This window comes from Amycolatopsis sp. NPDC051045 (genome assembly GCF_040682955.1).
GTDB lineage: Bacteria > Actinomycetota > Actinomycetes > Mycobacteriales > Pseudonocardiaceae > Amycolatopsis.
On record NZ_JBFBCC010000003.1, the window covers coordinates 250,973 to 273,748 of the forward strand.

The window sequence follows — 22,776 nt, forward strand, 5'->3', positions numbered from 1 at the left end:
GCCTGGAGGCCGGTCCGGATCGGGGTTTTCGATCCGGCGTTGTCGCTGATGGATTCAGGAAACCGCGCAGGGGCGGGGGTGCAGCAGTGTGCACGCGGGGGTGCATTTCTGCACGTGGGGGGTGCACAGGGGGTGCTTTAATGACCTTCGGAGGTACCGGTGGTCGACAAGGGGAAGCAGCCGAACGCACTTCTAGCTGCGGTTATGCGACAAGCGGGGGCGACTAACAAGGGCTTCGCCCGCCGGGTGCGCGAACGCAGCCAGAGAGACGGCGGCGAGCTGGTCAGCGCGGACCACGTGTCGGTCAAGCGCTGGCTCGACGGCACGAAGCCACACGCGCGCACCTGTCAGCTGATCGCCGGCGTCCTCGGCGAATTGCTCGGCCGGCCTGTCAGCCTTGAAGAGATCGGCTTCGGCTCAGCGTCCGAGACGACCTCGGATGACGTCGGCCTGGAGTACCCCGAGGAGATCGCTCACAGCCTGGTCGCGCTGGGGGCGATCACCGAACTTGAGCTCCGCACGCCGAAGCGGGTCAGCCCGCTGTCCGTCGTACCGGAGGCCTGGAGCGGCCTGGTCATCCGGTGGCTGACCGAGTCCGACGAGGAAGGATCGCTGCCACCGACCGAGCCGCGATCGATCACCGTCGTGGACGTCGAGGCGGTTCGCGAGGCAACCGCGATGTTCAGCAGCTTCGACTACAAGTACGGCGGCGGCCGGCCGAAGTCGCTCGTCGCATCGTTCCTCGACCAGGAGATCTTGCCGAACATCAGGCACGTGTCCCCGCAGGACCCGATCGGGCGGGAGTACTTCCGTGAGGTCGCTGCCCTGACGCGGCTCGCCGGCTGGACGGCCTACGACACGGGTGCGCACGGCCTCGCGCAGCGGTACCTGACACAGGCGTTCCGCCTGGCGAAGGCGGCTGGCGACAAGGCGTTGTGCGGCCGAATCCTCGCGGGCATGTCGCACCAGGCGAACTTCCTTGGGCACTTCCAGCGGGCGGTCGACCTGGCCCGAGCCGCGTACAAGGGAGCGAACGGCTACGCCACTCCGACCACGATGGCGCTGTTCCACGCGATGGAAGCCAGGGCGCTTGCGTCGCTCGGCAGGGCGGAGGACGTCACGGCCGCACTGCTCACGGCTGAACGGTGGCACTGCCAGGGCATCCGGGAGAACGACCCCGAGTGGATCCATTACTTCGACGAGGCCGAGCTACACGCCGAGTTCGCGCACTGCTTCCGCGACATCGGGAACGCCGAGCTGGCGAACCACCACGCGGCCGCGTCGATCGCTGCCTCGGAGTCGACCTACGTCCGCAGCCTCTCGTTCTGCCGGACCGTGCTGGCCACGTCGCACCTGCAAGGCGGCAACCTCGAAGAGGCGTTGGACGTGGCCAGGTCTGTCGTCGAGACCGCGGCGAAGCTGAAATCGTTCCGGGTGATCTCGTATCTCGACGACTTCCGCGGACGGCTGGGCGGACATGCCGGCGACCCGTTGGTAAAGGAATTTCTCGACTTCGCCAACATCCACCTGCCGTCAGAAAACCTTCCAGTGTCGGGGCGCCTGGTCGTCGCGTAGGTCGCTGATCCGCTTCTCGACCTCGGCTTTGACCTCGGCGGACTCGTCGACGGTCTGCGAGAGCCACATGGTCATGTTCAGCTCTCGTGTTGCCCTGAGCACGGGGAAGCCCGGCCAGTCGATCGGATCGAAGCCGTAGGCCGCCGTGTACGAGTCGTACTCGGCCTCGGAAGCCCAGCCGAACGCCTGGTGACGGACCGAGAGCACGGCCGCGTCCCACTCGCGCGGTCCGTAGGCGAAGTCCTCGAAGTCGATCAGGTTCAGCGTCCCGTCGGGGGAGCGCATGACGTTCCCGGGGTGCGCGTCGCCGTGCACGGGGCCGGCGGGGAGCGGGAAGTCGAGGTCCTGGAACTTCTCAGAGAGTTCCTCGTGTCGGTCTCGCAGGAAGTCGAGGTCGGCCTCGGGCAGCTTGCCCTTCAGGGCTTGAAGGCGTGGCTCGACCTTTGGCATCGGGGAGAAGGCCGGCAGACGGAAGTCCGTCGGGTGGGGGAGAGCGTGCAGGTCGTGCAGCAGTTTCCCGAACTCGGCCGGCGTGATCGGTGTGTCATCCTCTTCCAGACAGTTCCAGAACGTGACGGGTAACCCGTCCTCGACGAACGGCTGTTCGTTGCCGTCGAGCACGGTCGCTGCGGGGAACCGGTGCTCCGCGAGCCAGCCGGCAACGAGCACTTCCTTCGTGGCGGCCGGAATGGAGCGGCCCACGCGGACCACAGCCGAGCTGTCAGCCAGGCGGTAGATGGCGTTCTCCCCGAACCGGACTCGCTTCGCGTCGGTCGCGTCCAGGCCGGCGAAGGCACACGCTGCCTCGAAGACGGCTTGTGTCCGCTCGGACGTGAAGGCCTTCGTCGATGTCATGAGACTCCTCTATCGGGGTGCCTTGGCCAGGCTAGAGCTTCGGCAGGAACGTGTGCTCGGCGAATTGGGGGTGTGAGGCCCGGCCGACGCGCCGCTTGGAGGGAGGTCAGGACGCGCCGACCGGGGACTTAGGGCCACGTGTTGTCTGCGGCGTGGCGTTGTAGGGCCTGGGCTGTCTGCTCGTAGGTCGTCAAGGCGACTTGGTGAGTGGAGTACAGGGCGGCGCCGTGGTGGCGGCGCAGCGCGACGGCGAGGGCGCCGGCGCGGCGTTCGTAGAGGGTGAACGGCTCGACCAGGCCGGGCGGGCAGCTGGCGGCGGGCACGATGCGCACGGCGATCCGAGGCCTTCTCGTCCAGGTGCGCAGCTGGTCGAGCTGGTCGCGGAGAACATCAGGAGTGCAGGCGTCGGGGCGTGTGGCGGCCTCGCCGATCAGGAAGGTGTACTGCGGGCCGGTCTTGTCGGGCAGGGCGAGCTGACGTGCGGTGCGGAGCAGACAACCCACGTCGGCGGCCTCGGGATCGAGCAAGCCAGTGTCGCGCAGCGCGCGGGCGTACTCGGCGGTCTGCAGCGCTTCGGGAATGAGCGACGGCGACCACTCCGTCACGCGGGTGGAGCGCTGTTGGTATGCGGTGCGGAGAAGATTGTCGTTGTGCCCGGTGTGGTCCACGAAGTCGCGGTCGTGGGCCCGGTCGGCAAGGTCGATCAGCTGGTCACACACCTCGTTCGGGGAGCGCAGAACGCCGAGGATGCGTGCGACGGTCGTGCCCGGTGGTGTGCGTTGGGCGAGTTCGAAGCTCGACAGCGCGGCGTAGTGCAGGTCGACCATGGCGGCGAGCCGGCGCAGGCCGATGCCGCGCTGGGTGCGGGCTTCGCGCAGGCCGCCTGCCAGGGCGATGACGGCTGGTCGGAGTGCAGCTTCGGTCACGGTTCAGACCGCTCCGTTCGGTCGTGGGTTTCAGTGTCGGGGGCGGTGAGCAGGGACAAGACGTCGAGTTCGGTGCCGTCTAGTTCCTCGGCGCGGTGGGTGAGGGCTACGCCGATGTGGACCAGTTGGCGGCCGAGGGTGCGCAAGCCGGCCGCGTAGGCTGCGTCGTTCGGCTGGAGGGTCAGCAGCTCGACCGTCACGCTTCCGATCTTGGAATTCACCTTCGACAGCGCGGCGAGCAACTCGCGATCACGAGCGTGCACGCGGCACCCCGATCCGCCGACGCTCGTTCTGGCTCGCGCAAACCGGGCACAACCGACCCGGCCTCGGGATCACCCGGCGGCGGCTGATGCTGGGCCGGTCGTGTTCCAGCGGGAACCGGACGTCCGTCAGGCACCAGGGCAGCAGCATGACGAGCCGCGGATTGGCCATCTCCGAGTGCAGGTACAGGTGAGCCCACCCGTCGCCCCCGGTGAACTCATGCCACTCCCAGAAGTCCTGGTGCGAGTCGGTGCCGGTCATCGGCCTGTCGTCCAACGCGGTCATCGAAGTCCTCGCTCGACCTCGAACGCCCGGACCGCGGTGGCAGCCTGCTCCCAATCGGCGTCGGTCATGTCCGCGTGCGTCTTCGGACGCTTGTAGGTGTCGAGATCGAGTTCGTTGAGCCGCTGACCACCCGAGTTGAACAGCGACGCACCGCACCAGAACGTCGGCCGGTCATCGCGTCCGGTCGATCCCCCGTATTGTGCCGTCACCTGATCAACTGTCGTCGAACACGGACACTCAAAACACAGCCAGTAACCATGATTTCGGCTGGTCAATGCCTACGAACTAGGCGTGAAAGGCATAGATCAGCGGGGCTTCGCTTGCCGCCGGTAGCCTCGCCTCGTGGACTTGCTCCCGTTCGACGACTACGTGCGCTCGCTCAACCGCAAGCGCATGTCCGCCGGCGTCCTGTTCCGGGACGAGGCCGACCGCGTGCTGTTCGTCGAGCCGTCGTACAAGTCGCATTGGGACATCCCGGGTGGTGCCTGTGAAGAGGGCGAACCGCCCTGGCGTACCGCCGTCCGCGAGACCTCAGAGGAAGTCGGCATTGACCGACCGCTCGGAAGCCTGCTGGTGATCGACTACATCCCCGACGACTCGCGGATGCCGGAGGGGATGGCGTTCGTCTTCGACGGTGGCTTCGTCACCGAGGCCGAGATCAAGGCACTGCCGATCACGGACCCCGAGATCCTGTCGGTGGCGCTGCTGCCGCTCGACACCGCTGCGCCGCGACTCAAGCCGATCCTCGCCCGGCGGATGGCGGTCGCACTCGACGCTGCGCACACTGGCGAGCTGCTGATCTGCGAAGACGGCAGGCGCATAGCGCGATAGTCTGGTTACCGCGCGCACACAGCCGGAGGACGGATGACCGCTCACAACCCGCTCGCCGAGAATCTGACGCGCATCCGCAAGGCCCGCGACTTCTCCCAGGAAGGGCTCGCCGAGGCCGCCTCGGTCGGTGTCGACACCGTGGCCCGCATCGAGCAAGGCACTCGGACGACCAGCCGCCCCACCACCCTCCGAAAGCTGGCGGCCGCGCTCGGCGTCCCGGTCGATGCCCTGCTCGGCACGATGCCAGCGCCCCACTCCCGCGATGTTGACGTTGCCCCGCTCCGCCGGGTGATCACTGCGGACGCGTCCATCCCCGGCCTTGAGGACCTGGCCGACACCCGCGAGCTGCTGCCGCTCCCTGAACTCACAGCGAGCGCACATGGGGCCTGGCGGGCGTACGTCGATGGGCGACACACCGAGCTGCTGCACGCGCTGCCTGTCGTCCTGACCGACGCTCGCCGAGGCGTCCGCGATACCTGCGACGAGGAACGCGCTGGCGCACACCGCGTCCTGTCGACCGCGTACCGGCTCGGCGCGGGCATCGCGGGCCGGCTCGGCTTCGACGACTTGGCGTACACCTCTGCTGCTCGGGCGATTGAGGCTGCGGCCGAGTCGGACGCCCCCGAGGTCGAGGCCGTAATCTCGCTGCGCTACCTGGCGTGGACGCTGGTCCGCCAGGGCCGGGCAGAGGACGCTGAGCGCGTCGCTACGCAGGCGGCGGCCGCGATTGAACCGCGCATGCTCGACCGCGACCCGGTACGCGCCGGTGTGTTCGGCAACCTCCTGTTCAACGCCGCAACCGCCGCTTTGCGCATTGGGAGCGCCAGCCGCGCCGAGGACCTCCTTGCGGCCGCTCACGCTGCTGCGATCCGGTCACGAGGCGACACGGCTACGGAAGCCGCAATCTTCGGCCCGCGCGTCGCGGCGCTCCAGAGCGTCGAGCTCGCGGCACGGGCGGGCGACCCCGAACAGGCGCTCCGCCTGGCAGCCGCAGTGCCGGACACGGCAGGCGACGTTCCTGCGTTCTGGGAGGCTGGTCACCGGCTGCTTCTCGCAGCCGCAGCGGCCGACCTTCGCCGCGACCGAGACGCCCTGGCTTGGCTCGCTGAGGCGCGGGACCTTGCACCCGACTGGGTGCGTTACCAGCCACTTGGCAGGACGACTATGCGGCGCTTGGTTGACCGCGCAGCACGTCGTCAAGGGCCGACATTTGCTGCACTCGCGACCCATTTCGGCATGGTGAAACAGGAAGTTGATCTCGATGCATAGGCTATGACTTTTGTCAACCCAGCATACTGGGGACAGTTTGGGGACATCCCCACCGAGGCAGAGGTGCGGCATGTGCCTCACGCCTGCTAGCGTCGATGAATCCGATCGAGAAGCAAGGGTTCAAACGATGTCGACGGTTTACGTCTTTGCCGATGAGACTGGTAACTTCGACTTTTCGAGGCACAAGTCCGCAACTAAGTATTTCGGTGTCGGGACAATCGTCCTCCGTGACCATGAACCCGATGCTCTGTCGGCCGATATGGCGCAGCTACGTCGAGAGTTGGCTTGGAAAGATCAAGGGCTAGACTCCTGCTTTCATGCCACAGAGGACAAGCAGCCGGTCCGAGACGAGGTCTTCGGCCTCATCTCGCGGCACGCCTTCAGGTTCGATGTCACCCTGTTGGAGAAGTCGAAGTCGCAGCCGCAGCTTCGGACGAGTGATCACACTTTCTATAAGTACGCGTGGTTCTATCACCTGCGAGCGCTGGCGCGAAGTGAGTTCCGCCAAGGCGACTCAGTCTTCCTGGTCACTTCAGCCATTGGAACGAAGAAGGGGAGAGCGCTGTTTAGGGCTGCGGTAGACGATGTCATGCGCCAAAACCTTAGCTATCGCGTTCCTCGTGTCTTAGCGTTCTGGCCCAACTCAAGCGATGCCTGTCTGCAAGTAGCAGACTACTGCCTGTGGGCTGTTTCGAGGAAATATGAGCGGAACGATACTAGATCCTATGATCTTATTAAGGCGAAGATCAGAAGAGAATATGACTTGTTCGCTGCCGGAACCGTCCACTACTACTGAAATGCGAAACCTCCACTAACTAGCCTTTCGGCAGAGCCCCGGGGCTCTTTCGTCGGTGGAGGTCGCATAGCCCAAGATAGTCAACTCGCCCGCCTGTGTCCACAGGAAGAGCTAGGTTGTACACAACAGTTTGACATCCTGTCCACAGGGTTATCCACAGCGTCACGCATCGTGGTCCAATGTTCAGGCATCGAGGCGTACGGTGACTGGCGACCGCGCCCGATCGAACTCTCAATCAGCGAAACGTGTCTGAGATGTCACTCTTCGTGTTTGTAGGGTTGGCGGCGAAAGGTCAGCCCCAGGGGGTCCAGCCCATCCAAGCGAACACGGCAACGGCTGCCGCGATGACGGTGGCGATCGTGATGAGGATCCCGCGCTTCCTTGTCCCTTTCCACCAGCCCTCCTTCTCCGCCTCCTTGGGCGCGGACGCGTCGCGTCCGGCGACCGTGTTCTTGTCGCCTCGTACGGTAAGACCTTTCCCAATGGTTGCGTCGCCGCCGGCAGTCTGGCTGCCGATGGCAGTGGGGTCCGCACCCGATGCAGTAACTGCCGTGATAGAGCCGCCGTCACCACTCTGCTGAAGTGTGATCGTGCTGTAGTCGCCGTTAACCACGATCTGCCGAACAGCCTCATCAGCAGTGACCTTGTCCGGTGCCGCTTGGTCTCGGGGCGTCTGCGCCACTAGCTCGGCAACCAGCTCAACGAGCGTGGTGCGTATCCGAGACAGCATGCCCTGTATGGATGCCTTGGGGACAACCCAGTAAGCCGCAGCCACGACGCTGTTCTCGTCAACGTGGGCCTTGTTCAGGTATGCGACGATCACGCTCGCCCAGGTAGGACTGAGTCTGAATTGCTGTTCGCCGTTGCTGGCCATAGCTTCCAGCTCACCGATCCCCTGCGCCATCATCGCAATCTCGATGTCGACGTCCTTGAAGATCTCCTTTGGCAAGACGGAGGGCTGCAATCGCTGCGTGAGCCCGTTGTGGCCGTAGCGATTCGTGATGTGGAGCTCCATCAGCGCAGCGATCTGCCGGTACTCCGGCAAGGTCTTGGCTCCGACGTAGCCGTTAAGTTCTCGGGTAGCCCACTCTCGAAGCTTCTCCGACCCGGCCTCAGCGCCCAGCATGAGGCACTTCCGCAGCAGGACCGTCAGAGGCACCGCCTCATCGACGACGTCCTTCGCGATCTGCGTAAGCAGGCTCTCCGTTTCACCGGACATCGCAGTATTCTCGCACTGCAGGCCTCTCTGAGCCGCATGCGTAGGCGAAACTCGGCGGCGGCGAACCTTCACGGCTGCTCAACCGCCCCCTCTGCCTGGCCTGAGAGCGGTGAGTGCCTGACCAACTGCCTGGCAATCACCTCGTATTGCTGGACACTTCGGCGGACGTCTGCGGACGTCGAACCGCGAGGTCATCGGCTGTCGAGCTTGATCAGAAAACCGCGATCTTGGCCTGATAACGAAGAGGTCCCAGGTTCAAGTCCTGGTAGGCCCACGCAGGTCAAAGCCCGGTTCACCTCCTCGGTGGACCGGGCTTTTGCTGCCTGCCTGACTAGCGTTCGAAGCCGGGTAAGCAGCCTCAGATGAGACTCAACTGCGCCGAACCAGCCGCAGGCAGGTCGGCTAGACGAGCCTCGAGTTCTTTTCGGCTTCGCACGGGGACTGCTCCCTTGCCTAGCAAGATCTGATTTCCGGCCGGTGTGTCGCTGAGTTGCAAAACCATGACGGGTTGCTGACGGTCCAAAGCGTGCAACCCGGCAGCTAGTGTGCCTCCGGTCTCGCCGGCTTCGACCACTAGCAGCGCTCGGCTTAATCCCGAGATCACGGCGTTCCGAGTCATGGCTGCCCCAACATTCCAACTTTGGTTGGGGGAGAACTGGGATACCACCACCACGCGCGCTGGATCCCATAGGTCCGCAAACTCGCCCCGTCGAACTCGGAACCGCTCGATGCCCTCTGCAAGGACAACAACAGTCGTTCCGCCGCTGGCTAGTGCGCCGGTATGCGTGATCATGTCAACGCCGCGCGCATAGCCAGATACAAGATTGAACTTGCTCGCAACGACAGCTTCGCTGCACACGCGCGCTACGCGCAGGCTTTCCTCGGAAGCATGTCGGGAACCGCAGGTGCCGATACCGGGATCCTGAAGCAGCTCAACAGGTCCCTTGACAAATAGGACGGGGGGAGCCGACCGGCTCGCGGCGAGCGTGTCCGGATAACCATCTTCGCCCAGGAGCACCGCATGCACACCCTGTTCGGCGAGATGCTGCGCGGTCTCATCGACTGCGCTGCTCTGCTGGCTAGACAGGCTAGACATCAGGTCGTCGAACGTCTCGGAACCGCCGCGACGTATCCGGCTGGCCAGCCGATTGGGGCCTCCACCGTGCTGTGTGCCGGCTACGGCATGTCGAAGTCGCACAAAGGAGTCGGTCATTGGCCGTCCTCCTGTCCGTGTCGACTCGGCCACTCGGTCATCATCGAACATAAGTTCGACGGGGTCAATGGCTGACCCGGCGTGTCTTACGCCCTGCCGCCGACTCTGCCAGGCACAATATATGGCTGAGTCGAACCTGGGGTCGGGTGAGCATGAGTGATGGGCAGCCAGCACGTCTCAGCAACAGGGGCGGCGGCTACGTCGAGGACGTTCAGGTCTCCGCTGTGCCGAGCGGGGGGCATGAGCTGGTGTTTCGTGGGCCTATCGGCGCACTTGAACAGGTGAAGCTCTGTGATGTGAGCTACGTCACGCGCGGAGGGGGTGTCGGTCCCGGCTGGCGCCGACTCTGGAGCAACGCATCGGCCCCCACAACGGCTACCTCGACGTTGCTAGATCTGCTCGGGACGTTCTTGACGGTGACTACGCCAGCAAGTGTCGACTTCGGGCTCGTGCTGGACTGGTATAAGGACCCCGTTCAGGGCGTCTTGCCAGGGGCATGGCCCAACACCGCAGTCGGAGAACTCGTTCACCGTGGAAAGTACTGGTATAAGGACGAGGCAGACGCTGCCAAGCAGCGTCAGTGCGGGCTAGCTCTTGTAACGCAGCTCTGCGCTCTTATCAACCGGCACCCGCTTTTGTCCGGTTTCGACTCAATCGCTTCCGTGCCAGGCCACGACTCCAGGGTCTTGAGCTTCGGAGCACGCTTAGCAGCCGCGGTTGGTCGACAACTGAACAAGCCATTGATCGTCTGTAAGGATCAGACTGGTTTCCGGCCGCCCATCAAGGATGTAGAGCCAAGCCAGAGGCTTTCCTTGATCGAAAACACGTTTACCTGCCGTAGCGACCTGTCGCGACAGTCGGTACTCATCATCGATGACATCTATAGCACCGGTACGACCGCGTCAGAGACCTCCCGAGCGCTCAGGTCGGTGGGCGCGACTCAGGTAGCTAGCTTGTGCCCCGTGCGCACCATGCGGTCGATCTAGAACGCCCAGTCGTCATCTTCGGGCTTCGGCAGACCAGGAACGCGCACCTCAACCAGTAGCCGTTCAAGGTCAGCAGATACTGTTCGTGCCAGGTCGGTCTCCGTGAGGTCAGACTTGGCGAGTAGATCGATCCGGCCGCCGAGAGCCTTCATGTCTGCATCGAGCGCCTCTTCTCCGAGGGCCACGAACTGGCGAGAGGCTTCCGACAACTTCAGCCGCCAGCCGGCCACAACGACGCGGTTGCGCAGGTAGGACTCAACGACGTCTCGCGCTTCGACGATCGGCCCGTAGAGGGCTGCCTGGTCCATAATGCCACCTAAGAACATGTGCGCTCGATACTGCAAGAGTACCTCCTATGTACATAGCAGGTGCATGAGACACGCGAGGCGACGGTGATGGCTGAGCATCAGGGTGTACGCATGGACGCCGACGATGTTGCGGCCAAGACTGTGTCCAAGGCGGCGTCCGTGTCTTGGCCGTTCCCCCTGGACCGCCGGCTTGATCAGCTAGTTGAGCTAGCCAATGAAGCCGGGGCGAACACCAGACGCAACGAGCTTGTTGCGGCTCTCGTCTCCGCAGCGGAAGCCGACGGCGAAGCACTTCTGCACCTTGTCATCGGCTATCGGAAGCTCCGAGTCCGCGAGGTAGTCCTCGACGTCGAGGATGCTGCACAGGTTGTCGAGCTACCTCGGTACCCACCGGGGCGACGCCGTAGCGGATGATCGGACGTCGCCTCGTACCTCTGTCAACGCGGGCAACGACGCGCGACATGCCGAAGAGCAGACTTCTCGCTACACGCCGAATGAATTACATCAATGGAGCCCACTCCAGCAACAGTTGCGAGCCAACGATCACGCCGGCCGCGGCACATGCTTCAGGATCGGTCATAGAGCGAGGTCGGTCCGCCGATCGAGCCAGCAACTCGCACGATGTTCGACTGTGCGCTGGTAGCGGTTCGGAACTGGCCTGACGAACCGCCTGACAATCGCCTTGCATTGGTACGTATCTCTGTGGACGCCCACGGACATTCGAACGCGAGGTCACCGGAGGGTGACCTTGATCGCGAATGGGTGATCTTGACCTGATAACGAAGAGGTCCCAGGTTCAAGTCCTGGTAGGCCCACGCAGGTCAAGCCCGATTCACCTACTTGGTGAGTCGGGCTTTTTGCTGCCTGCCCTGACTAATTGTCACCCTGAGCACCGCGCGGCGGTGTTGCCACCGGGCAGACGCCGGCGGCAAGCCACTTCTCCCGCAGGTCCGAGGGGATGGTCAGGGCGGTCGACTGGCCGTTGGTCAGCGTCCGCACGCTGCCACCCAGCAGCAGGCTTCCGGCCTTGTCGAGCACGGCCGTGGCGGCCCGGCTGCGGTCTTCCGACCGTTCGAGCAGCCGCATCACGCGGACCCCGGTGCCGACCGTGCGGCCCCAGGCGCGTGAGCGCGGTACCTCGAGCCAGTCGGCTACTTCCGGGGTCACGACCTGGCGGACCATCGCGGCGACCACACCGTCGAACGCCTTGCCGGGCACCAGGTTCTCGTAGAGGCGCAGCAGGTTGCGGGTGAGTTCGACCCCCTCGGGGGACGGGCCGTAAGTCGCCTCGACGAGCTGTGCGTTCAGCGCCTGGGCCTCGACGAGGGTTTCGGGCATCGCGTCGGCCGGGATGCCGAGCAGTGCGCCGGTCACCCGCCACACGTAGTAGTAGCCCTCGGCTTCGCGTTCGGTGACCGCGATGCCCATCCGGCGCATTCCGTCGATGACCTGGACGGAGAAGATGAGCAACGCGCCCAGCATGTCCTGCTGGCACAACGGCACACCGTCCGCTTCGACGTCCCATTCGCCGGATCGGGTGATGAAGTACCGCACAGCGGCGTGGATCAGCCGCGTTTTCTGAATTGTGGGCACGAAACGGCCGCCGGAACCGAACGGGTCGCGGCCCATCAAATTCAGTACGAACTGCGAGGTTTCCGACAGCCGGCGATGGGGCTGGTTGAGCCGGTGCGTGAGCGACAGCACGCGCGACGGCCGTGGCTGGGCGTAGCAGTTGACCATCGCGCCGAACGACAGCACCGACGCGACGTGCACCCCGTCGTCCACGAAGAACTCGTACGCGTCCGCGACACGGTGGAGATCGGCCCAGTCCGGCGGGGCGTCCGTGGCCACGAGGTAGCGGCGCACCGGCTCGGGGAGGTCGTCGGGAATGGGCTGGTCGTTGTCGCGGAAATGGGCCAGCACCTCGTTGACCACCTCGGTCGTTCCGCCGGACACCAAATCGGCGACCACCGCGTCGGCGAGCGGGTCACCTTGGTACTTCAGCGCTTCGACAGCGGTCAATTTCTGCATTTCCGGCACGTGCTCAGCCTCAGCCTGGTCACGAGCCCGGCGCTAGCGCTGTTCGGGCACGGCGCCACCACCACGGGATGATCGTCACGACCACACAGCGTGACGCAAACGCAGGTCAGCCCTGCCGGGAAGAGAAGGCCGGCAGGGCTGAGCGGTCACGGTCGGCGTGCCGCACGGTCGCCTCTCGGCGAGAAGGCGCTTCGCGGCTCCAGCCGGACGGAACTCCGCGAAGGCGATGGGTGAGGCCCGGGGGACACGGTGGGCGCACCGACCAGTGGGTACAACAGGCCGGGCCGGTCGGGTATTTCCCGGCTCGTGTGACGTGCATTACCTGCATCGTCGTGGTTCCACGTGGAACCACGAGTACCCGACACCCCGTCCGCGCCGGTGCAGTAACATCGCGGCGTAAGGGAAGCAAGCTGAGAAGGGGGCTTCGGTGAAGAAGCTGCTGGCACTCGCCGTCATCGCGGGCGGCGTCCTGTTCGTCGTCAAGCGCAACAAGGCGGCCAAGGCCGAGGCCGACCTCTGGCGCGAAGCGACCGCGCCGGTCCCCTCGACCAACGGCACCACCCCGGCCAAGCCGGCGGGCGCTTCCCACAACTGAGGGTTTCCCGCGGGCGGTGCGCCGCCCGCGTCCGGGGCTGTAGCTCAATTGGTAGAGCACCGCCTTTGCAAGGCGGGGGTCAGGGGTTCGATTCCCCTCAGCTCCACTCTCCGGCAGACGCGAAAAGGCCAGGTCAGGCGGTTGGGTAGCACCTTGGCTGTGGCTGCTCGCGCTCGGGGTACCGCTGCTGGCCGCGCTGGTCGGTGCGCGGCGTCCAGGTGCCTTAGCCGCCGGCTTAGTGGCGGCGGATGCGGTGGCTCCTGTCGGTGCCCTGGTGGGGTTGGTGCCTTGTCGTGGGCGGAGCGCTGCTCGCCGTAGCTGTGTGGCGGGCGTGGATTCTGCACCGCGCCCGGCCGGATTCACCCGCGCCGGTCCGGCTTCCCGCTCTCCGGCCAACTCAGCCGCTCACACGCGTGCCTACTGCGAGGGCCGCGGGAGGAGACTATGCCGCATTCCGCGGATCTCGTCCCGTCCGGGCTTGCCCGGGTGACAGGGGCGTCCGGGCCGCCGCTGGCACGCGATCGCGGCCGGTGCCGCCGGCGGGACGTTGGTGAATCTAGGCCAGCTCGGACTCGTCCCAGATTCGCACTCCATCGTCGTGACGTAGTACTCGCGCGTGTGATTCCTCGCCGAGGGCCCAGGCGTACAGCTCACCGTTCTCGGTGCCCCCGAAGATCGCGGTGCGCTCGCCGAGCTCGCACGCTGTCACGGACCACACTCGTCCCTGATCCGGGGTGAAAGTGGCGATATTGGCCAGTGTCTCGGCATCCCACACCCCGGCTTCCGACCCGCCCGCGAGGATCAGCGAGCGACCACCGACCCTTGCCTCGCCCAGGCAATACACCTCGGCCACTTCACCAATTGTCGTGTACGTGCCGTCTGGCGACCACAACCGCAACTTCCTCCGAATACTGCTGAGCGGTGACGAACGCGCCGCCGGCCGTGATCACGTCGGCGAGGTACGAAACTTCCCGCATGACGCACGATAGAAAAACCGCGGATCGTGGTAGCAGAGGAATCCTTGTACTCATGATCACGCGGCGAGGCTAGTACGGCAAGGCGGGGTCAGGGGTTCGATTCCCCCCAGCTCCATAACGTGCAGGTCAGGACTTGAACAGCCGGTGCGGGCCGGGGCCCGTCTGGCCGAGTTTGTCGTCCGGGTTCACCAGCCTGCATTGCTTGAAGGCCAGGCAACCGCAGCCGATGCACTCGGTGAAGCGGTCCCGCATCTGCTCCAGCCGCTGGATCCGCGCGTTGAGCTCGGCACTCCAGCATTCCGAAGCCCGGACCCAGAACTCGCGGGTCGGGGCGGCGCCTTCGGGCAGGAGCGCCAGGACGTCGCCGATGACCGAGAGCGGGATGCCGAGGTGGTGTGACGCCCGGATGAAGGCGACCTGCCGGAGGGTCTCGCGACGGTAGCGGCGCTGGTTGCCGGTTGTGCGGCGGCTGTGGATGAGGCCTTGCCGCTCGTAGAAGCGCAGGGCCGACGCCGGAACTCCGCTGCGGTCGGCCAGTTCGCCGATGGTGATTTCGGTGGCGTCTGCGGGTAGTGGGGCCATGTTGATCACGCTAGCTTGACTTGAACGTTTGTTTAAGTTCGATCCTTCGACGGTCAGTGAATGACCGAACCGCGAGGGAGAACCCCATGGCTTCCGACCACACCGACGAAGTACTGGACAGCCCCACCGGCTGGGTCGCCGAGCACGTCCGGACCTACCTCGAAACCAACGGCGAGCGCGGCCACCTGTACCAGGGTTGGCCGACGCTGCTGCTCACCACCCGCGGCCGGAAGACCGGAAAACTCCGGCGCACCGCGTTGATCTACGGGCAGGACGGCCGACGCCACCTGCTGGTGGCCTCGAACGCCGGATCGCCGGCGCACCCCGCGTGGTACCTCAACCTCGTCGCCCAGCCGGAGGTCACCGTCCAGGACCGCGGTGACACGTTCACCGCGCGGGCCCGTACCGCCACCGCCGAGGAGAAAACGCGGCTGTGGCCGGTGATGACCTCGATCTTCCCGCTCTACGACACCTACCAGGCCCAAGCCGATCGGGAGATCCCGCTGGTGATCGTCGAGCGCCTGGCCGGGCGCTGACCCAGCCGTGTCAGGTTGGGGTCAGGCCGGTGTCAGGCCGTCCGCTGACAGTGGTTCCCATGACAGACCTGGCGATCACGGCCTCCGGACTGCGGAAGGCCTACCAAGACAAAACCGTGCTCGACGGCGTCGATCTCGACGTCCGGGCCGGCACGGTCTTCTCCCTGCTCGGCCCGAACGGGGCCGGCAAGACCACGACCGTCAACGTGCTCACCACGCTGGCGAAGGCCGACGGCGGGACGGTCCGCGTCGCCGGGCACGACGTCGCCACCGAGGCCAAGGCCGTGCGGGCGGCGATCGGTGTCACCGGGCAGTTCGCCGCGGTGGACGAACTGCTGACCGGGCAGGAAAACCTGCAGCTGATGGTGGACCTGAACCGGGCCGGCGCGGGCAAGAAGACGGTTGCCGAGCTGCTCGAGCGCTTCGACCTCGCCGAGGCGGCGCGGAAACCCGCGTCGACCTATTCCGGGGGCATGCGCCGGAAGCTCGACCTGGCGATGACGCTCGTCGGCAACCCGCGGATCATCTTCCTGGACGAGCCGACGACCGGCCTGGACCCGCGCAGCCGCCGCACGATGTGGTCCATCATCCGCGACCTCGTCGCCGACGGCGTGACCATCTTCCTCACCACGCAGTACCTCGAGGAAGCCGATCAGCTCGCCGACCGGATCGCGGTGCTCGACCAGGGGCGCGTGGTTGCCCAGGGCACCGCCGACGAACTGAAGCGCCGGATCCCCGGCACCCACGTCCGGCTGCGGTTCACCACCGCCGCCGAACTCGACGCGGCCGCGCGGGTGCTCACCGACGCCACCCGGGACGACGAGGCCATGGCCCTGCGGGTGCCCAGCGACGGCGGCACGAAATCCCTGCGGTCCCTTTTGGACAGACTCGACGAGTACGCGCTCAGTGCCGAAGAGCTTTCCGTCCAGACTCCCGATCTCGACGACGTCTTCCTCGCCCTCACCGGCCACGCGACGGAGGTTTCCGCAAAATGAAGTCCCACTCGATGGTGATGCTGCGCCGCAACTTCAAGCACATCGCCCGGAATCCGATGTCGGTGTTCAACGCGATCCTGATGCCGGTCGTGGTCATGCTGATGTTCGTGTACATGTTCGGTGACGCGTTCAGCGTCGGCGTGAACTACGTCGACTACGCGACGCCGGGGCTGATGCTGCTCGCCGTCTGCTACGGGCTGGGAGCCACCGCGACCGCGGTGAACTCCGACATGACCAAGGGCATCATCAACCGGTTCAAGGTCATGGACGTCTCCCGCGGCGCGGTGCTGACCGGGCACGTCGTCGCCAGCGTGCTGACCAACCTGGTCGCCATCGCGGCTCTCCTCGGCGTGGCCTTCCTGCTGGGGTTCGACCCGGCGGCGAGCTTCCTGGACTGGCTCGGCGCGTTCGGTGTCGTCGTGTTGCTCGGCTTCGCGACCGGCTGGCTCACGATCGCGCTGGGACTGGCCGCGAAATCGCCGGAAACGGCCGGCCTGGCTTCGGTGCCGCTGGTGATGCTGCCGTTCTTCAGCAGCGCGATCGTGCCGGCCGAAAAAATGGGCCCCGGCCTCAAGCAGTTCGCGGAGTACCAGCCCTTCACGCCGATCATCGAAACCCTGCGCGGGCTGCTCAACGGGACGCCGGCCACCGGCACCCTGATCGCCGCCCTCGCCTGGTGCACCGGGATCGCCGTCGTCGGCTACCTGTGGGCGTCGTCGACGTTCAAGAAGCGAGCGTGACGGCGGCCAGCTCGTGCCAGTCCGCCTTCGCCCCCTCCTGCGTCGCCTCGGTGAACCGCGTGTCACCGAGGCGACGTCGTGCGGTTTCCTCGATCCGGGCCACGTCCGGTTGGGAACGGTCCGGCAGGCCACGGACGCCCGCGCTCGCTCCGAGCAACCGCGCGGCCTGCACGTCCTGTTCGGTGCGCAAGGCCAGATCCGCGATCCCGATGAGGACGCGCGCGATCGTGAGCGGATGCCCGGTCTCGGCCGCCGCGTCCAGCGCCGCCGCACGGTGGGCTCGGGCTTCGCCGAGGTCCTCGGCGAGGTAACCGAGCAGGTCTTGGGCCACCGCGCGAATGCTCGCGTACTGAGCGTCCTCGCCCAGCATCGCCGTCGCGACGTCGAGCTGGCGGCGTGCCTGCCCGGCTTCGCCGCTCCAGCGCGCGAGTTCCGCCTTGGTCAGCGCCAGCTCGGCCAGTGCGTTCGGCCAGGCCACGCGCTCCGCGGCCAGCTGGGCTCCGGCCAGAGCGGCCGCGCCGGCCTTCTCGTCGCCCAAGAGCCAGTACAGCTGGGCCTGCCGCGACCGCATCCGGACGACGTCCTCGATGGCGCCGACCTCGGTGACGACCTCGATGGCCTGCTCGTAGTACTCGCACGCTTCGGCGAACTGGCCGCGCACGGCGATGCGGTCCGCCAGCTCCGTCAGGGCGAACGAAGTGCCCCACCGTTCGCCAAGCGCGCGGAACTCGGCGACCGCCGCTTCGAGGAACGCGTCCGCGGCCTGGTCGCCGTGGCCGAACTGGATGCGCATCTTGCCCAGCTGCAACCGGGCCACCGCGCGCACCCACGGGTCTTCGTCGGCGAGCAGCGGTTCGAACGCCGACAGCGCCGCGTCCGGTCCGTGCAGCAGGCGCTCCAGCGGGCCGGCGAACCGCAACGCCAGCCGAGGGCTTTCGACCCGCAGGCTGATCTCGTGCGCTTTGCGGATCCACTCCTCCGCCCGGAACTCGTCTCCCTGCTGCCCGGAGGCCACGAACTGGACGACGAAGGTGTAGAGCACGCCCCGGATTTCGTCCGGCACATCGCCGGGCACGACCGTGGCCGCCATGACCAGCTCGTTGCCCTCCGCCCGGTGCCCGCTGAGCCACCAGTACCAGCCGGCGGACGCCGCGAGGCGCATCGCCCCGGCCGCGTCGCCGGCCGCGAGCGCGCCGCGCATCGCCGCGACGATGTTGTCGTGCTCCGCATCCAGCACGGCGAGCCACTCCAGCTGCTCGGCGCGGCGGAGGTGCGGCTCCGCGGCTTCGGCGAGTTCGGTGAAGTACGCGAGGTGGGCGCGGCGTGCGACGTCCGCCTCGCCCGCCTCCGCGAGACGCTGTTCGGCGTACTCCTTGATCGTGCCGAGCATGCGGTAGCGCTGCGCGTCTTCGCCGACGACGACCACCAGCGATTTCTCGGTCAACGCGGTCAGCAGATCGAGCACCTCGTCGTCGCCGCAGACCCGCTCGGCCGCCTCCAGGCTCGCCCCGCCGGAGAACACCGAAAGCCGGCGCAGCACGACGCGTTCGGCGTCGGACAGCAGCTCCCAGCTCCAGTCGATCACCGCGCGCAGCGTCCGGTGCCGGGGGAGCGCGGTCCGGCTGCCGCCGGTCAGCAGGCGGAACCGGTCGTCGAGCCGGTGCGCGAGCTGGTCGAGGGACATCGTGCGCAAGCGGGCGGCGGCGAGTTCGATCGCCAGCGGCATCCCGTCCAGTGCGCGGCAGACGCGCGCCAGGGTGCGGGCGTCCGCCGGGAGGTCTTTGCGCACCGCGCCGGCCCGGTCCCGCAGCAGCCGGACGGCCGGAGCGGACTCGATTTCGGCGGGATCCGCGTCCTCCGCGGGGAGGGCCAGGGGTGCGACCTGCCACAGCGCCTCACCGGTGATGCCGAGCGGTTCCCGGCTCGTCGCGAGGATCCGCAGCCGGCGGCACTCCCCGAGCACCCGGTGCGCGAAGGCGGCCGCGGACTCGATGACGTGCTCGCAGTTGTCCAGGATCAGCAGCATCGACCGCTCGCGCAGGGCGGCGATGACCCGGTCCGTCGGCTCCGCGTCCGGTGCCTCGCCGACGAGCGAGTCCCGCAGCTTGAGCGCGCCGAGCGTCGCCTGGGCCACGTCGTCGCCGGCGCCGATCGCCGCCAGTTCGACCAGCCACGCGCCGTCCGGGAAGTCGCCGAGCAGGGTGCGCGCGGTTTCCGTGGCCTGCCTGGTCTTCCCCGAGCCGCCCGGTCCGATCAGGGTGGTGAGCCGGTGCTCGGCGACGAGCTCGCGGACCACGGCGACGTCGGCGTCCTTGCCGACGAAGCTGGTCAGCTCGGCTCGCAAGTTGGTCTTCCGGCTTTCCTGCCGCCGGCCCAGCTCGCCGCGCAGCAGCGCGACGTGCACCTTGGCCAGCTCGGGTGACGGGTCGACGCCCAGCGTGTCGGCCAGGGTTTCCCGCGTGCGCTCGTACACGAGCAGCGCCTCGGTGTCGCGGCCGGACGCGACGAGAGCCCGCATCAAGGCGGCGACCAGCCGTTCCCGCATCGGGTGCGCGGCGACCAGGTCCGTCAGTTCGGTGACCGCCTCCGCGCCCTGGCCGAGCCGGACCTCCGCGTCGAACCGGTCTTCCAAGGCCGCCAGGCGCAGCCCCTCGAGCCGGGTGACCGCCGCGTCGAACGCCGAACTTTCCGGCAGTTCGACGTCTTGGGCGGCCGGACCGCGCCAGAGGGCCAGCGCCTCGCGCAGCCGCCGTGGATCGTCTTCCTTGCGGGCTTGGCCGACGAGGCGTTCGAACCGCACGGCGTCGACGTCGTCCGGGGCGACCACCAGCCGGTAGCCGGTCGGCTGGCCGTCGACCGACCCTTCGGGCAGCGCCTTCCGCAGCCGGGAAACCAGGCGTTGCAGGGCGTTCGCCGCCTCGGCGGGCGGCTGCTCGCCCCAGATCCAGTCGACGAGCGTGCCCTTCGGAACCACCTGACCCGGTTCGAGCGCGAGGGCGACCAGCAGCCCGCGCAACCGGGCGCCCGGCACTTCGGCGAGCGCGCCGTCGTCCGTGCGCACTTCGAAGGGCCCCAGGATCCCGATCTGCACCCGGCCGATCTTGCCACGGACGGCGGTGTCCGAGGCGTGTCAGGCCCGTGTCAGCCCGGTCGGCGATCGTCATCGCCACACCGCCACGAAAGGAAAGCCGATGAGCCAGACGGTCGACGTCCCGCACGGACTCCCCATGGAACGCGACGCGGGCCCCTTCGACCCGCCGCGCGAGCTCACCCGGCTGCGCGACGCTCGCCCGGTCAGCCCGCTGGTGTTCCCCGACGGTCACGAGGGCTGGCTCGTCACCGGCTACGAAGAGGTCCGGCAGATGATGGCCGACACGCGGTTCAGCTCCCGCCTGGACCTCGACGTCGTCCACGTGCCGTACGAGACCGGCATGCCCGCCGCCACCGAGCCGTCCCCGCCGATGCCGGGCATGTTCATCGCCATGGACCCGCCGGACCACAGCCGGCTGCGCCGCAAGCTCACCGGCGCCTTCACCGTCAAGCGGATGAAGCAGCTCGAAGAGCACATCGCCGACATCGTCGAGCGGCAGCTGGACCACCTCTCGCGGCTGGCCCCGCCGGTCGACCTGGTCAAGGAGTTCGCGCTCCCGGTGCCGTCACTGGTGATCTGCGAACTGCTCGGGGTGCCCTACGCGGACCGGGACACCTTCCAGGCCGACTCGGCCCAGTTCATGGTCAGGGAGCAGCCGCTCGAGCAGAAGATGGGTGCGTACCTCGCGCTCAACACGTACCTGTCCGAGCTGGTCACGAGCAAGCGCGCCGAGCCCGGCGAAGACATCCTGTCCGACCTGGCCCGCCACGACGACCTGACCATCGAGGAGCTGACCGGCGCCGCCTTCCTGCTGCTGCTCGCGGGCCACGAAACCACCGCCAACATGCTGTCCCTGGGCACCTTCGCGCTGCTGGAACACCCCGAGCAGCGCGCCGAACTGCGCGCCGACCCGGAACTGCTGCCCGGCGCCGTGGAAGAACTGCTGCGCTACCTGTCCGTGGCCGACATCTTCTTCCGCTACGCCACCGAGGACCTCGAACTCGGCGGCGAAACGATCACCAAGGGATCGACCGTCGTCGTCTCCCTGCTGGCCGCCAACCACGACCCCCGGCGCTTCGAAGACCCGGACGCCCTGGACATCCGCCGCAACGCACGCGGTCTCCTGTCCTTCGGCCACGGCGTCCACCAGTGCCTCGGCCAGCAATTGGCCCGCATCGAGATGCGCGCCGGTTTCGCCGGCCTGCTGCACCGCTTCCCGACCCTGGAGCTCGCCGTCCCGGCGGGCGAGGTCAAGCTGCGGACGGACATGAACATCTACGGCGTCCACGAGCTGCCGGTCACGTGGACCGCAGGAAGCTGAGCACCGCGTCCCGCCCCGCGTGGCCGCGCTCGCGGTTCTGGATCGAGTGCGATTCGCCCGGCACGATCACCAGCTCGCCGCGCGGGGTCCGGGTTGCTTCCTCGCGCGCCCACTCCAGTGGCGTCGACAGGTCCCGGTCGCCGTTGAGCAGCAGCACCGGGACGTCCGGCAACGGGCCCGCCGGGTTCGAGCCGGGGCGTTCCGCCGGCCACGGCAGGCAGCTCTGGATGAACCCCTGCCGCGTGGCCACGCCGGTCGTGTACGGCCAGGTCGCGCTCGTCGGCAGTGTGCGTGCGGTCAGTGACAGCAGTGGTTGCCGGAACGCGACCGGTGTTGCCGAGGAGCCCCACGGGAAACGCTGGTCCGCGCACAGCGTCGCCGCGTGGAGGCCGGCGCTGAAGGCCGCCGGGTCGTCGCCGCCGGACTGGTAGGCCTCCAGCAGACCGTCGAGGTGGGCCGGGGCCCCGCCGCGGGCTTCGTGCAGTGCGCCGATGATGTCGCCCGCCGCCGGGGCGCGGTAGGTCGGGTCGACGAATTCGTACGTGACGATCGTGTCGAAGATCCGCACGCCGTCGGCCGCGCTGCGGTGGCGGACCACCCACGCCAGGTCCTCGGCGGGGTCGTAACCGCAGGCCGGAGCTACCGCGCAGGCCGCGCGCAGCACGCGGGCCTGCGCCGTCAACCCCGTCAGGTACAGCGAAGCCGACGCCGAAGCGTGGTGCGGCAGGACCGAGTCGAGGACGACCTTGCTGACGTTGTGCGGGTGCGCGATCGCGTACCGCGCCGCCGTGAAGGAGCCGTAGGAGACGCCGTCGACGACCATCTTCGGCACGCCCAGCGCCTGCCGGAGCCGGTCGAAGTCCGCCACGGTCTGGTCGGTCGAATACAGCGGTGCCGTGTCGCCGAGGATGCGCGCGCATTCGGTGACCGCGTCCGGCGTCGGGGTCGCGATGTCCGAACTGCCCATCTGCGCCTGCAGGCCGGGGCATTTTAACGCACCCGACGGCCCGGTGCCGCGCTGGTCGAGCATGACGAACCGGTAGTCCTTCGCGGCTTCCGGCAGCCGCTGCGTGGCGATCCGCGTGATCGTGCCGACGCCGCCCTGCCCCGGGCCGCCGGTGAGGAACAGCAGCACGCCCTTGGGTGCGGTCACGTTGTCCGCGGTCGCCACGGGAAGGTCGAGCGTGCCCGGCACCCGGCCGGTGTGGTCGAGCGGCACGGTCAGGATCGAGCAGGTGAAGCCCGGCTGGCCCGGGCACGGGTGCGGATCCGTCAGCTTCGGTCGTCCCCCAGGACGCGCGTCGGCCGCGGCCACACCCCCGAGTGCGGCGGTCAGCGCCAGGACCAGCCCGGCGGTCAACATCTTCGAGCGCAT

The 22,776-nt window shown here is 67.3% G+C and carries 25 protein-coding genes and 1 tRNA gene; 13 read left to right on the forward strand and 13 right to left on the reverse strand.

The window, feature by feature from the left end:
* Positions 1–159 precede the first annotated feature (159 nt).
* The gene (locus AB0M80_RS08910; RefSeq protein ID WP_364561012.1) at positions 160–1,575 is read left to right on the forward strand and encodes a hypothetical protein; all 1,416 of its coding nucleotides are present in this window, start codon (positions 160–162) and stop codon (positions 1,573–1,575) included.
* Here AB0M80_RS08910 and AB0M80_RS08915 read toward each other — a convergent pair.
* The 5 genes from AB0M80_RS08915 to AB0M80_RS08935 form a co-directional block, all read right to left on the reverse strand.
* Complete coding sequence (locus AB0M80_RS08915) at positions 1,534–2,430, reverse strand: aminoglycoside phosphotransferase family protein (RefSeq protein WP_364561014.1); 897 nt, start codon at positions 2,428–2,430, stop codon at positions 1,534–1,536. The genes AB0M80_RS08910 and AB0M80_RS08915 overlap by 42 nt on opposite strands.
* Positions 2,431–2,558: 128 nt before the next feature.
* Positions 2,559–3,356 carry a helix-turn-helix transcriptional regulator gene (locus AB0M80_RS08920; protein WP_364561017.1) on the reverse strand — a complete coding sequence of 266 codons (798 nt, stop codon included), beginning with the start codon at positions 3,354–3,356 and terminating at the stop codon, positions 2,559–2,561.
* On the reverse strand, positions 3,353–3,619 hold the full coding sequence (locus AB0M80_RS08925; protein ID WP_364561019.1) for a hypothetical protein: 267 nt from the start codon (positions 3,617–3,619) through the stop codon (positions 3,353–3,355). The genes AB0M80_RS08920 and AB0M80_RS08925 overlap by 4 nt, the downstream gene beginning before the upstream one ends.
* Positions 3,606–3,902: a hypothetical protein gene (locus AB0M80_RS08930; RefSeq protein ID WP_364561022.1), complete on the reverse strand. Its 297-nt coding sequence runs from the start codon at positions 3,900–3,902 to the stop codon at positions 3,606–3,608. The genes AB0M80_RS08925 and AB0M80_RS08930 overlap by 14 nt, the downstream gene beginning before the upstream one ends.
* Positions 3,899–4,111 (reverse strand): hypothetical protein, encoded by a 213-nt coding sequence (locus AB0M80_RS08935; RefSeq protein WP_364561025.1) that lies wholly within the window; start codon positions 4,109–4,111, stop codon positions 3,899–3,901. The genes AB0M80_RS08930 and AB0M80_RS08935 overlap by 4 nt, the downstream gene beginning before the upstream one ends.
* 133 nt (positions 4,112–4,244) lie before the next feature.
* On the opposite strand from AB0M80_RS08935, the gene AB0M80_RS08940 reads away from it, so the two are divergent.
* The 3 genes from AB0M80_RS08940 (at position 4,245) to AB0M80_RS08950 (ending at position 6,798) form a co-directional block, all read left to right on the forward strand.
* Positions 4,245–4,733 (forward strand): NUDIX hydrolase, encoded by a 489-nt coding sequence (locus tag AB0M80_RS08940; protein WP_364561028.1) that lies wholly within the window; start codon positions 4,245–4,247, stop codon positions 4,731–4,733.
* Between the two features lie 33 nt (positions 4,734–4,766).
* Entirely contained in the window at positions 4,767–6,002 is a 1,236-nt protein-coding gene (locus AB0M80_RS08945; protein ID WP_364561031.1) for a helix-turn-helix domain-containing protein, read from the forward strand.
* A 127-nt stretch (positions 6,003–6,129) separates the two neighbouring features.
* On the forward strand, positions 6,130–6,798 hold the full coding sequence (locus AB0M80_RS08950; RefSeq protein WP_364561034.1) for a DUF3800 domain-containing protein: 669 nt from the start codon (positions 6,130–6,132) through the stop codon (positions 6,796–6,798).
* A gap of 292 nt (positions 6,799–7,090) precedes the next feature.
* Here AB0M80_RS08950 and AB0M80_RS08955 read toward each other — a convergent pair whose 3' ends face one another.
* Entirely contained in the window at positions 7,091–8,017 is a 927-nt protein-coding gene (locus AB0M80_RS08955; protein ID WP_364561036.1) for a hypothetical protein, read from the reverse strand.
* A gap of 358 nt (positions 8,018–8,375) precedes the next feature.
* The gene (locus AB0M80_RS08960; protein WP_364561039.1) at positions 8,376–9,035 is read right to left on the reverse strand and encodes a DNA-processing protein DprA; all 660 of its coding nucleotides are present in this window, start codon (positions 9,033–9,035) and stop codon (positions 8,376–8,378) included.
* Positions 9,036–9,038: 3 nt separating this feature from the next.
* On the opposite strand from AB0M80_RS08960, the gene AB0M80_RS08965 reads away from it, so the two are divergent.
* Positions 9,039–9,305 carry a hypothetical protein gene (locus tag AB0M80_RS08965; RefSeq protein ID WP_364561042.1) on the forward strand — a complete coding sequence of 89 codons (267 nt, stop codon included), beginning with the start codon at positions 9,039–9,041 and terminating at the stop codon, positions 9,303–9,305.
* 77 nt (positions 9,306–9,382) lie between these two features.
* Complete coding sequence (locus AB0M80_RS08970) at positions 9,383–10,216, forward strand: phosphoribosyltransferase family protein (protein ID WP_364562006.1); 834 nt, start codon at positions 9,383–9,385, stop codon at positions 10,214–10,216.
* On the opposite strand, the gene AB0M80_RS08975 is transcribed toward AB0M80_RS08970, so the two are convergent.
* Complete coding sequence (locus AB0M80_RS08975) at positions 10,213–10,524, reverse strand: hypothetical protein (RefSeq protein ID WP_364561045.1); 312 nt, start codon at positions 10,522–10,524, stop codon at positions 10,213–10,215. The two genes, AB0M80_RS08970 and AB0M80_RS08975, sit on opposite strands and share 4 nt — an antisense overlap.
* 111 nt (positions 10,525–10,635) lie before the next feature.
* Between AB0M80_RS08975 and AB0M80_RS08980 the strand changes: the two genes are divergently transcribed.
* Entirely contained in the window at positions 10,636–10,938 is a 303-nt protein-coding gene (locus AB0M80_RS08980) for a hypothetical protein (protein WP_364561047.1), read from the forward strand.
* Positions 10,939–11,397: 459 nt separating this feature from the next.
* Here AB0M80_RS08980 and AB0M80_RS08985 read toward each other — a convergent pair whose 3' ends face one another.
* The gene (locus tag AB0M80_RS08985; RefSeq protein WP_364561050.1) at positions 11,398–12,555 is read right to left on the reverse strand and encodes an oxygenase MpaB family protein; all 1,158 of its coding nucleotides are present in this window, start codon (positions 12,553–12,555) and stop codon (positions 11,398–11,400) included.
* 436 nt (positions 12,556–12,991) lie between these two features.
* Here AB0M80_RS08985 and AB0M80_RS08990 point away from each other — a divergent pair, with 436 nt between their 5' ends.
* Together AB0M80_RS08990 and AB0M80_RS08995 are read left to right on the forward strand one after the other, a co-directional pair.
* Positions 12,992–13,159: a DLW-39 family protein gene (locus AB0M80_RS08990; protein WP_003100602.1), complete on the forward strand. Its 168-nt coding sequence runs from the start codon at positions 12,992–12,994 to the stop codon at positions 13,157–13,159.
* 33 nt (positions 13,160–13,192) lie between these two features.
* Positions 13,193–13,265: transfer RNA gene (locus AB0M80_RS08995), tRNA-Ala, on the forward strand.
* A 450-nt stretch (positions 13,266–13,715) separates the two neighbouring features.
* Here the strand turns inward: AB0M80_RS08995 and AB0M80_RS09000 are convergent.
* The gene (locus tag AB0M80_RS09000) at positions 13,716–14,012 is read right to left on the reverse strand and encodes a hypothetical protein (RefSeq protein WP_364561053.1); all 297 of its coding nucleotides are present in this window, start codon (positions 14,010–14,012) and stop codon (positions 13,716–13,718) included.
* Between the two features lie 250 nt (positions 14,013–14,262).
* The gene (gene soxR / locus AB0M80_RS09005; protein WP_364561056.1) at positions 14,263–14,718 is read right to left on the reverse strand and encodes a redox-sensitive transcriptional activator SoxR; all 456 of its coding nucleotides are present in this window, start codon (positions 14,716–14,718) and stop codon (positions 14,263–14,265) included.
* Positions 14,719–14,804: 86 nt separating this feature from the next.
* On the opposite strand from soxR, the gene AB0M80_RS09010 reads away from it, so the two are divergent.
* The 3 genes from AB0M80_RS09010 to AB0M80_RS09020 are packed head-to-tail and all read left to right on the forward strand — an operon-like array spanning position 14,805 to position 16,989.
* Positions 14,805–15,254, forward strand: coding sequence for a nitroreductase family deazaflavin-dependent oxidoreductase (locus AB0M80_RS09010; RefSeq protein ID WP_364561059.1), 450 nt, complete (start codon positions 14,805–14,807; stop codon positions 15,252–15,254).
* A 59-nt stretch (positions 15,255–15,313) separates the two neighbouring features.
* Positions 15,314–16,249: an ATP-binding cassette domain-containing protein gene (locus AB0M80_RS09015; RefSeq protein WP_364561062.1), complete on the forward strand. Its 936-nt coding sequence runs from the start codon at positions 15,314–15,316 to the stop codon at positions 16,247–16,249.
* A complete protein-coding gene (locus tag AB0M80_RS09020; protein WP_364561065.1) occupies positions 16,246–16,989 on the forward strand; it encodes an ABC transporter permease in 744 nt (247 codons plus the stop codon). Before AB0M80_RS09015 ends, AB0M80_RS09020 begins: the two co-directional genes overlap by 4 nt.
* Here AB0M80_RS09020 and AB0M80_RS09025 read toward each other — a convergent pair.
* On the reverse strand, positions 16,973–20,080 hold the full coding sequence (locus tag AB0M80_RS09025; RefSeq protein WP_364561068.1) for a BTAD domain-containing putative transcriptional regulator: 3,108 nt from the start codon (positions 20,078–20,080) through the stop codon (positions 16,973–16,975). The genes AB0M80_RS09020 and AB0M80_RS09025 overlap by 17 nt on opposite strands.
* 100 nt (positions 20,081–20,180) lie before the next feature.
* Between AB0M80_RS09025 and AB0M80_RS09030 the strand changes: the two genes are divergently transcribed.
* Positions 20,181–21,401 (forward strand): cytochrome P450, encoded by a 1,221-nt coding sequence (locus tag AB0M80_RS09030; protein ID WP_364561070.1) that lies wholly within the window; start codon positions 20,181–20,183, stop codon positions 21,399–21,401.
* Here the strand turns inward: AB0M80_RS09030 and AB0M80_RS09035 are convergent.
* Positions 21,379–22,776: an alpha/beta fold hydrolase gene (locus tag AB0M80_RS09035; RefSeq protein ID WP_364561073.1), complete on the reverse strand. Its 1,398-nt coding sequence runs from the start codon at positions 22,774–22,776 to the stop codon at positions 21,379–21,381. The genes AB0M80_RS09030 and AB0M80_RS09035 overlap by 23 nt on opposite strands.

What these genes read in the sequence shown, in the direction of transcription:
- AB0M80_RS08915 (WP_364561014.1), bottom strand. Translation starts at nt 2,430, where the DNA reads ATGACATCGACGAAGGCCTTCACGTCCGAGCGGACACAAGCCGTCTTC.
- AB0M80_RS08930 (WP_364561022.1), bottom strand. Translation starts at nt 3,902, where the DNA reads ATGACCGCGTTGGACGACAGGCCGATGACCGGCACCGACTCGCACCAG.
- AB0M80_RS08945 (WP_364561031.1), top strand. Translation starts at nt 4,767, where the DNA reads ATGACCGCTCACAACCCGCTCGCCGAGAATCTGACGCGCATCCGCAAG.
- AB0M80_RS08950 (WP_364561034.1), top strand. Translation starts at nt 6,130, where the DNA reads ATGTCGACGGTTTACGTCTTTGCCGATGAGACTGGTAACTTCGACTTT.
- AB0M80_RS08955 (WP_364561036.1), bottom strand. Translation starts at nt 8,017, where the DNA reads ATGTCCGGTGAAACGGAGAGCCTGCTTACGCAGATCGCGAAGGACGTC.
- AB0M80_RS08965 (WP_364561042.1), top strand. Translation starts at nt 9,039, where the DNA reads ATGCACACCCTGTTCGGCGAGATGCTGCGCGGTCTCATCGACTGCGCT.
- AB0M80_RS08970 (WP_364562006.1), top strand. Translation starts at nt 9,383, where the DNA reads ATGAGTGATGGGCAGCCAGCACGTCTCAGCAACAGGGGCGGCGGCTAC.
- AB0M80_RS08975 (WP_364561045.1), bottom strand. Translation starts at nt 10,524, where the DNA reads ATGGACCAGGCAGCCCTCTACGGGCCGATCGTCGAAGCGCGAGACGTC.
- AB0M80_RS08980 (WP_364561047.1), top strand. Translation starts at nt 10,636, where the DNA reads ATGGACGCCGACGATGTTGCGGCCAAGACTGTGTCCAAGGCGGCGTCC.
- AB0M80_RS08985 (WP_364561050.1), bottom strand. Translation starts at nt 12,555, where the DNA reads ATGCAGAAATTGACCGCTGTCGAAGCGCTGAAGTACCAAGGTGACCCG.
- soxR (WP_364561056.1), bottom strand. Translation starts at nt 14,718, where the DNA reads ATGGCCCCACTACCCGCAGACGCCACCGAAATCACCATCGGCGAACTG.
- AB0M80_RS09010 (WP_364561059.1), top strand. Translation starts at nt 14,805, where the DNA reads ATGGCTTCCGACCACACCGACGAAGTACTGGACAGCCCCACCGGCTGG.
- AB0M80_RS09015 (WP_364561062.1), top strand. Translation starts at nt 15,314, where the DNA reads ATGACAGACCTGGCGATCACGGCCTCCGGACTGCGGAAGGCCTACCAA.
- AB0M80_RS09020 (WP_364561065.1), top strand. Translation starts at nt 16,246, where the DNA reads ATGAAGTCCCACTCGATGGTGATGCTGCGCCGCAACTTCAAGCACATC.
- AB0M80_RS09030 (WP_364561070.1), top strand. Translation starts at nt 20,181, where the DNA reads ATGAGCCAGACGGTCGACGTCCCGCACGGACTCCCCATGGAACGCGAC.
- AB0M80_RS09035 (WP_364561073.1), bottom strand. Translation starts at nt 22,776, where the DNA reads ATGCGCTCGAAGATGTTGACCGCCGGGCTGGTCCTGGCGCTGACCGCC.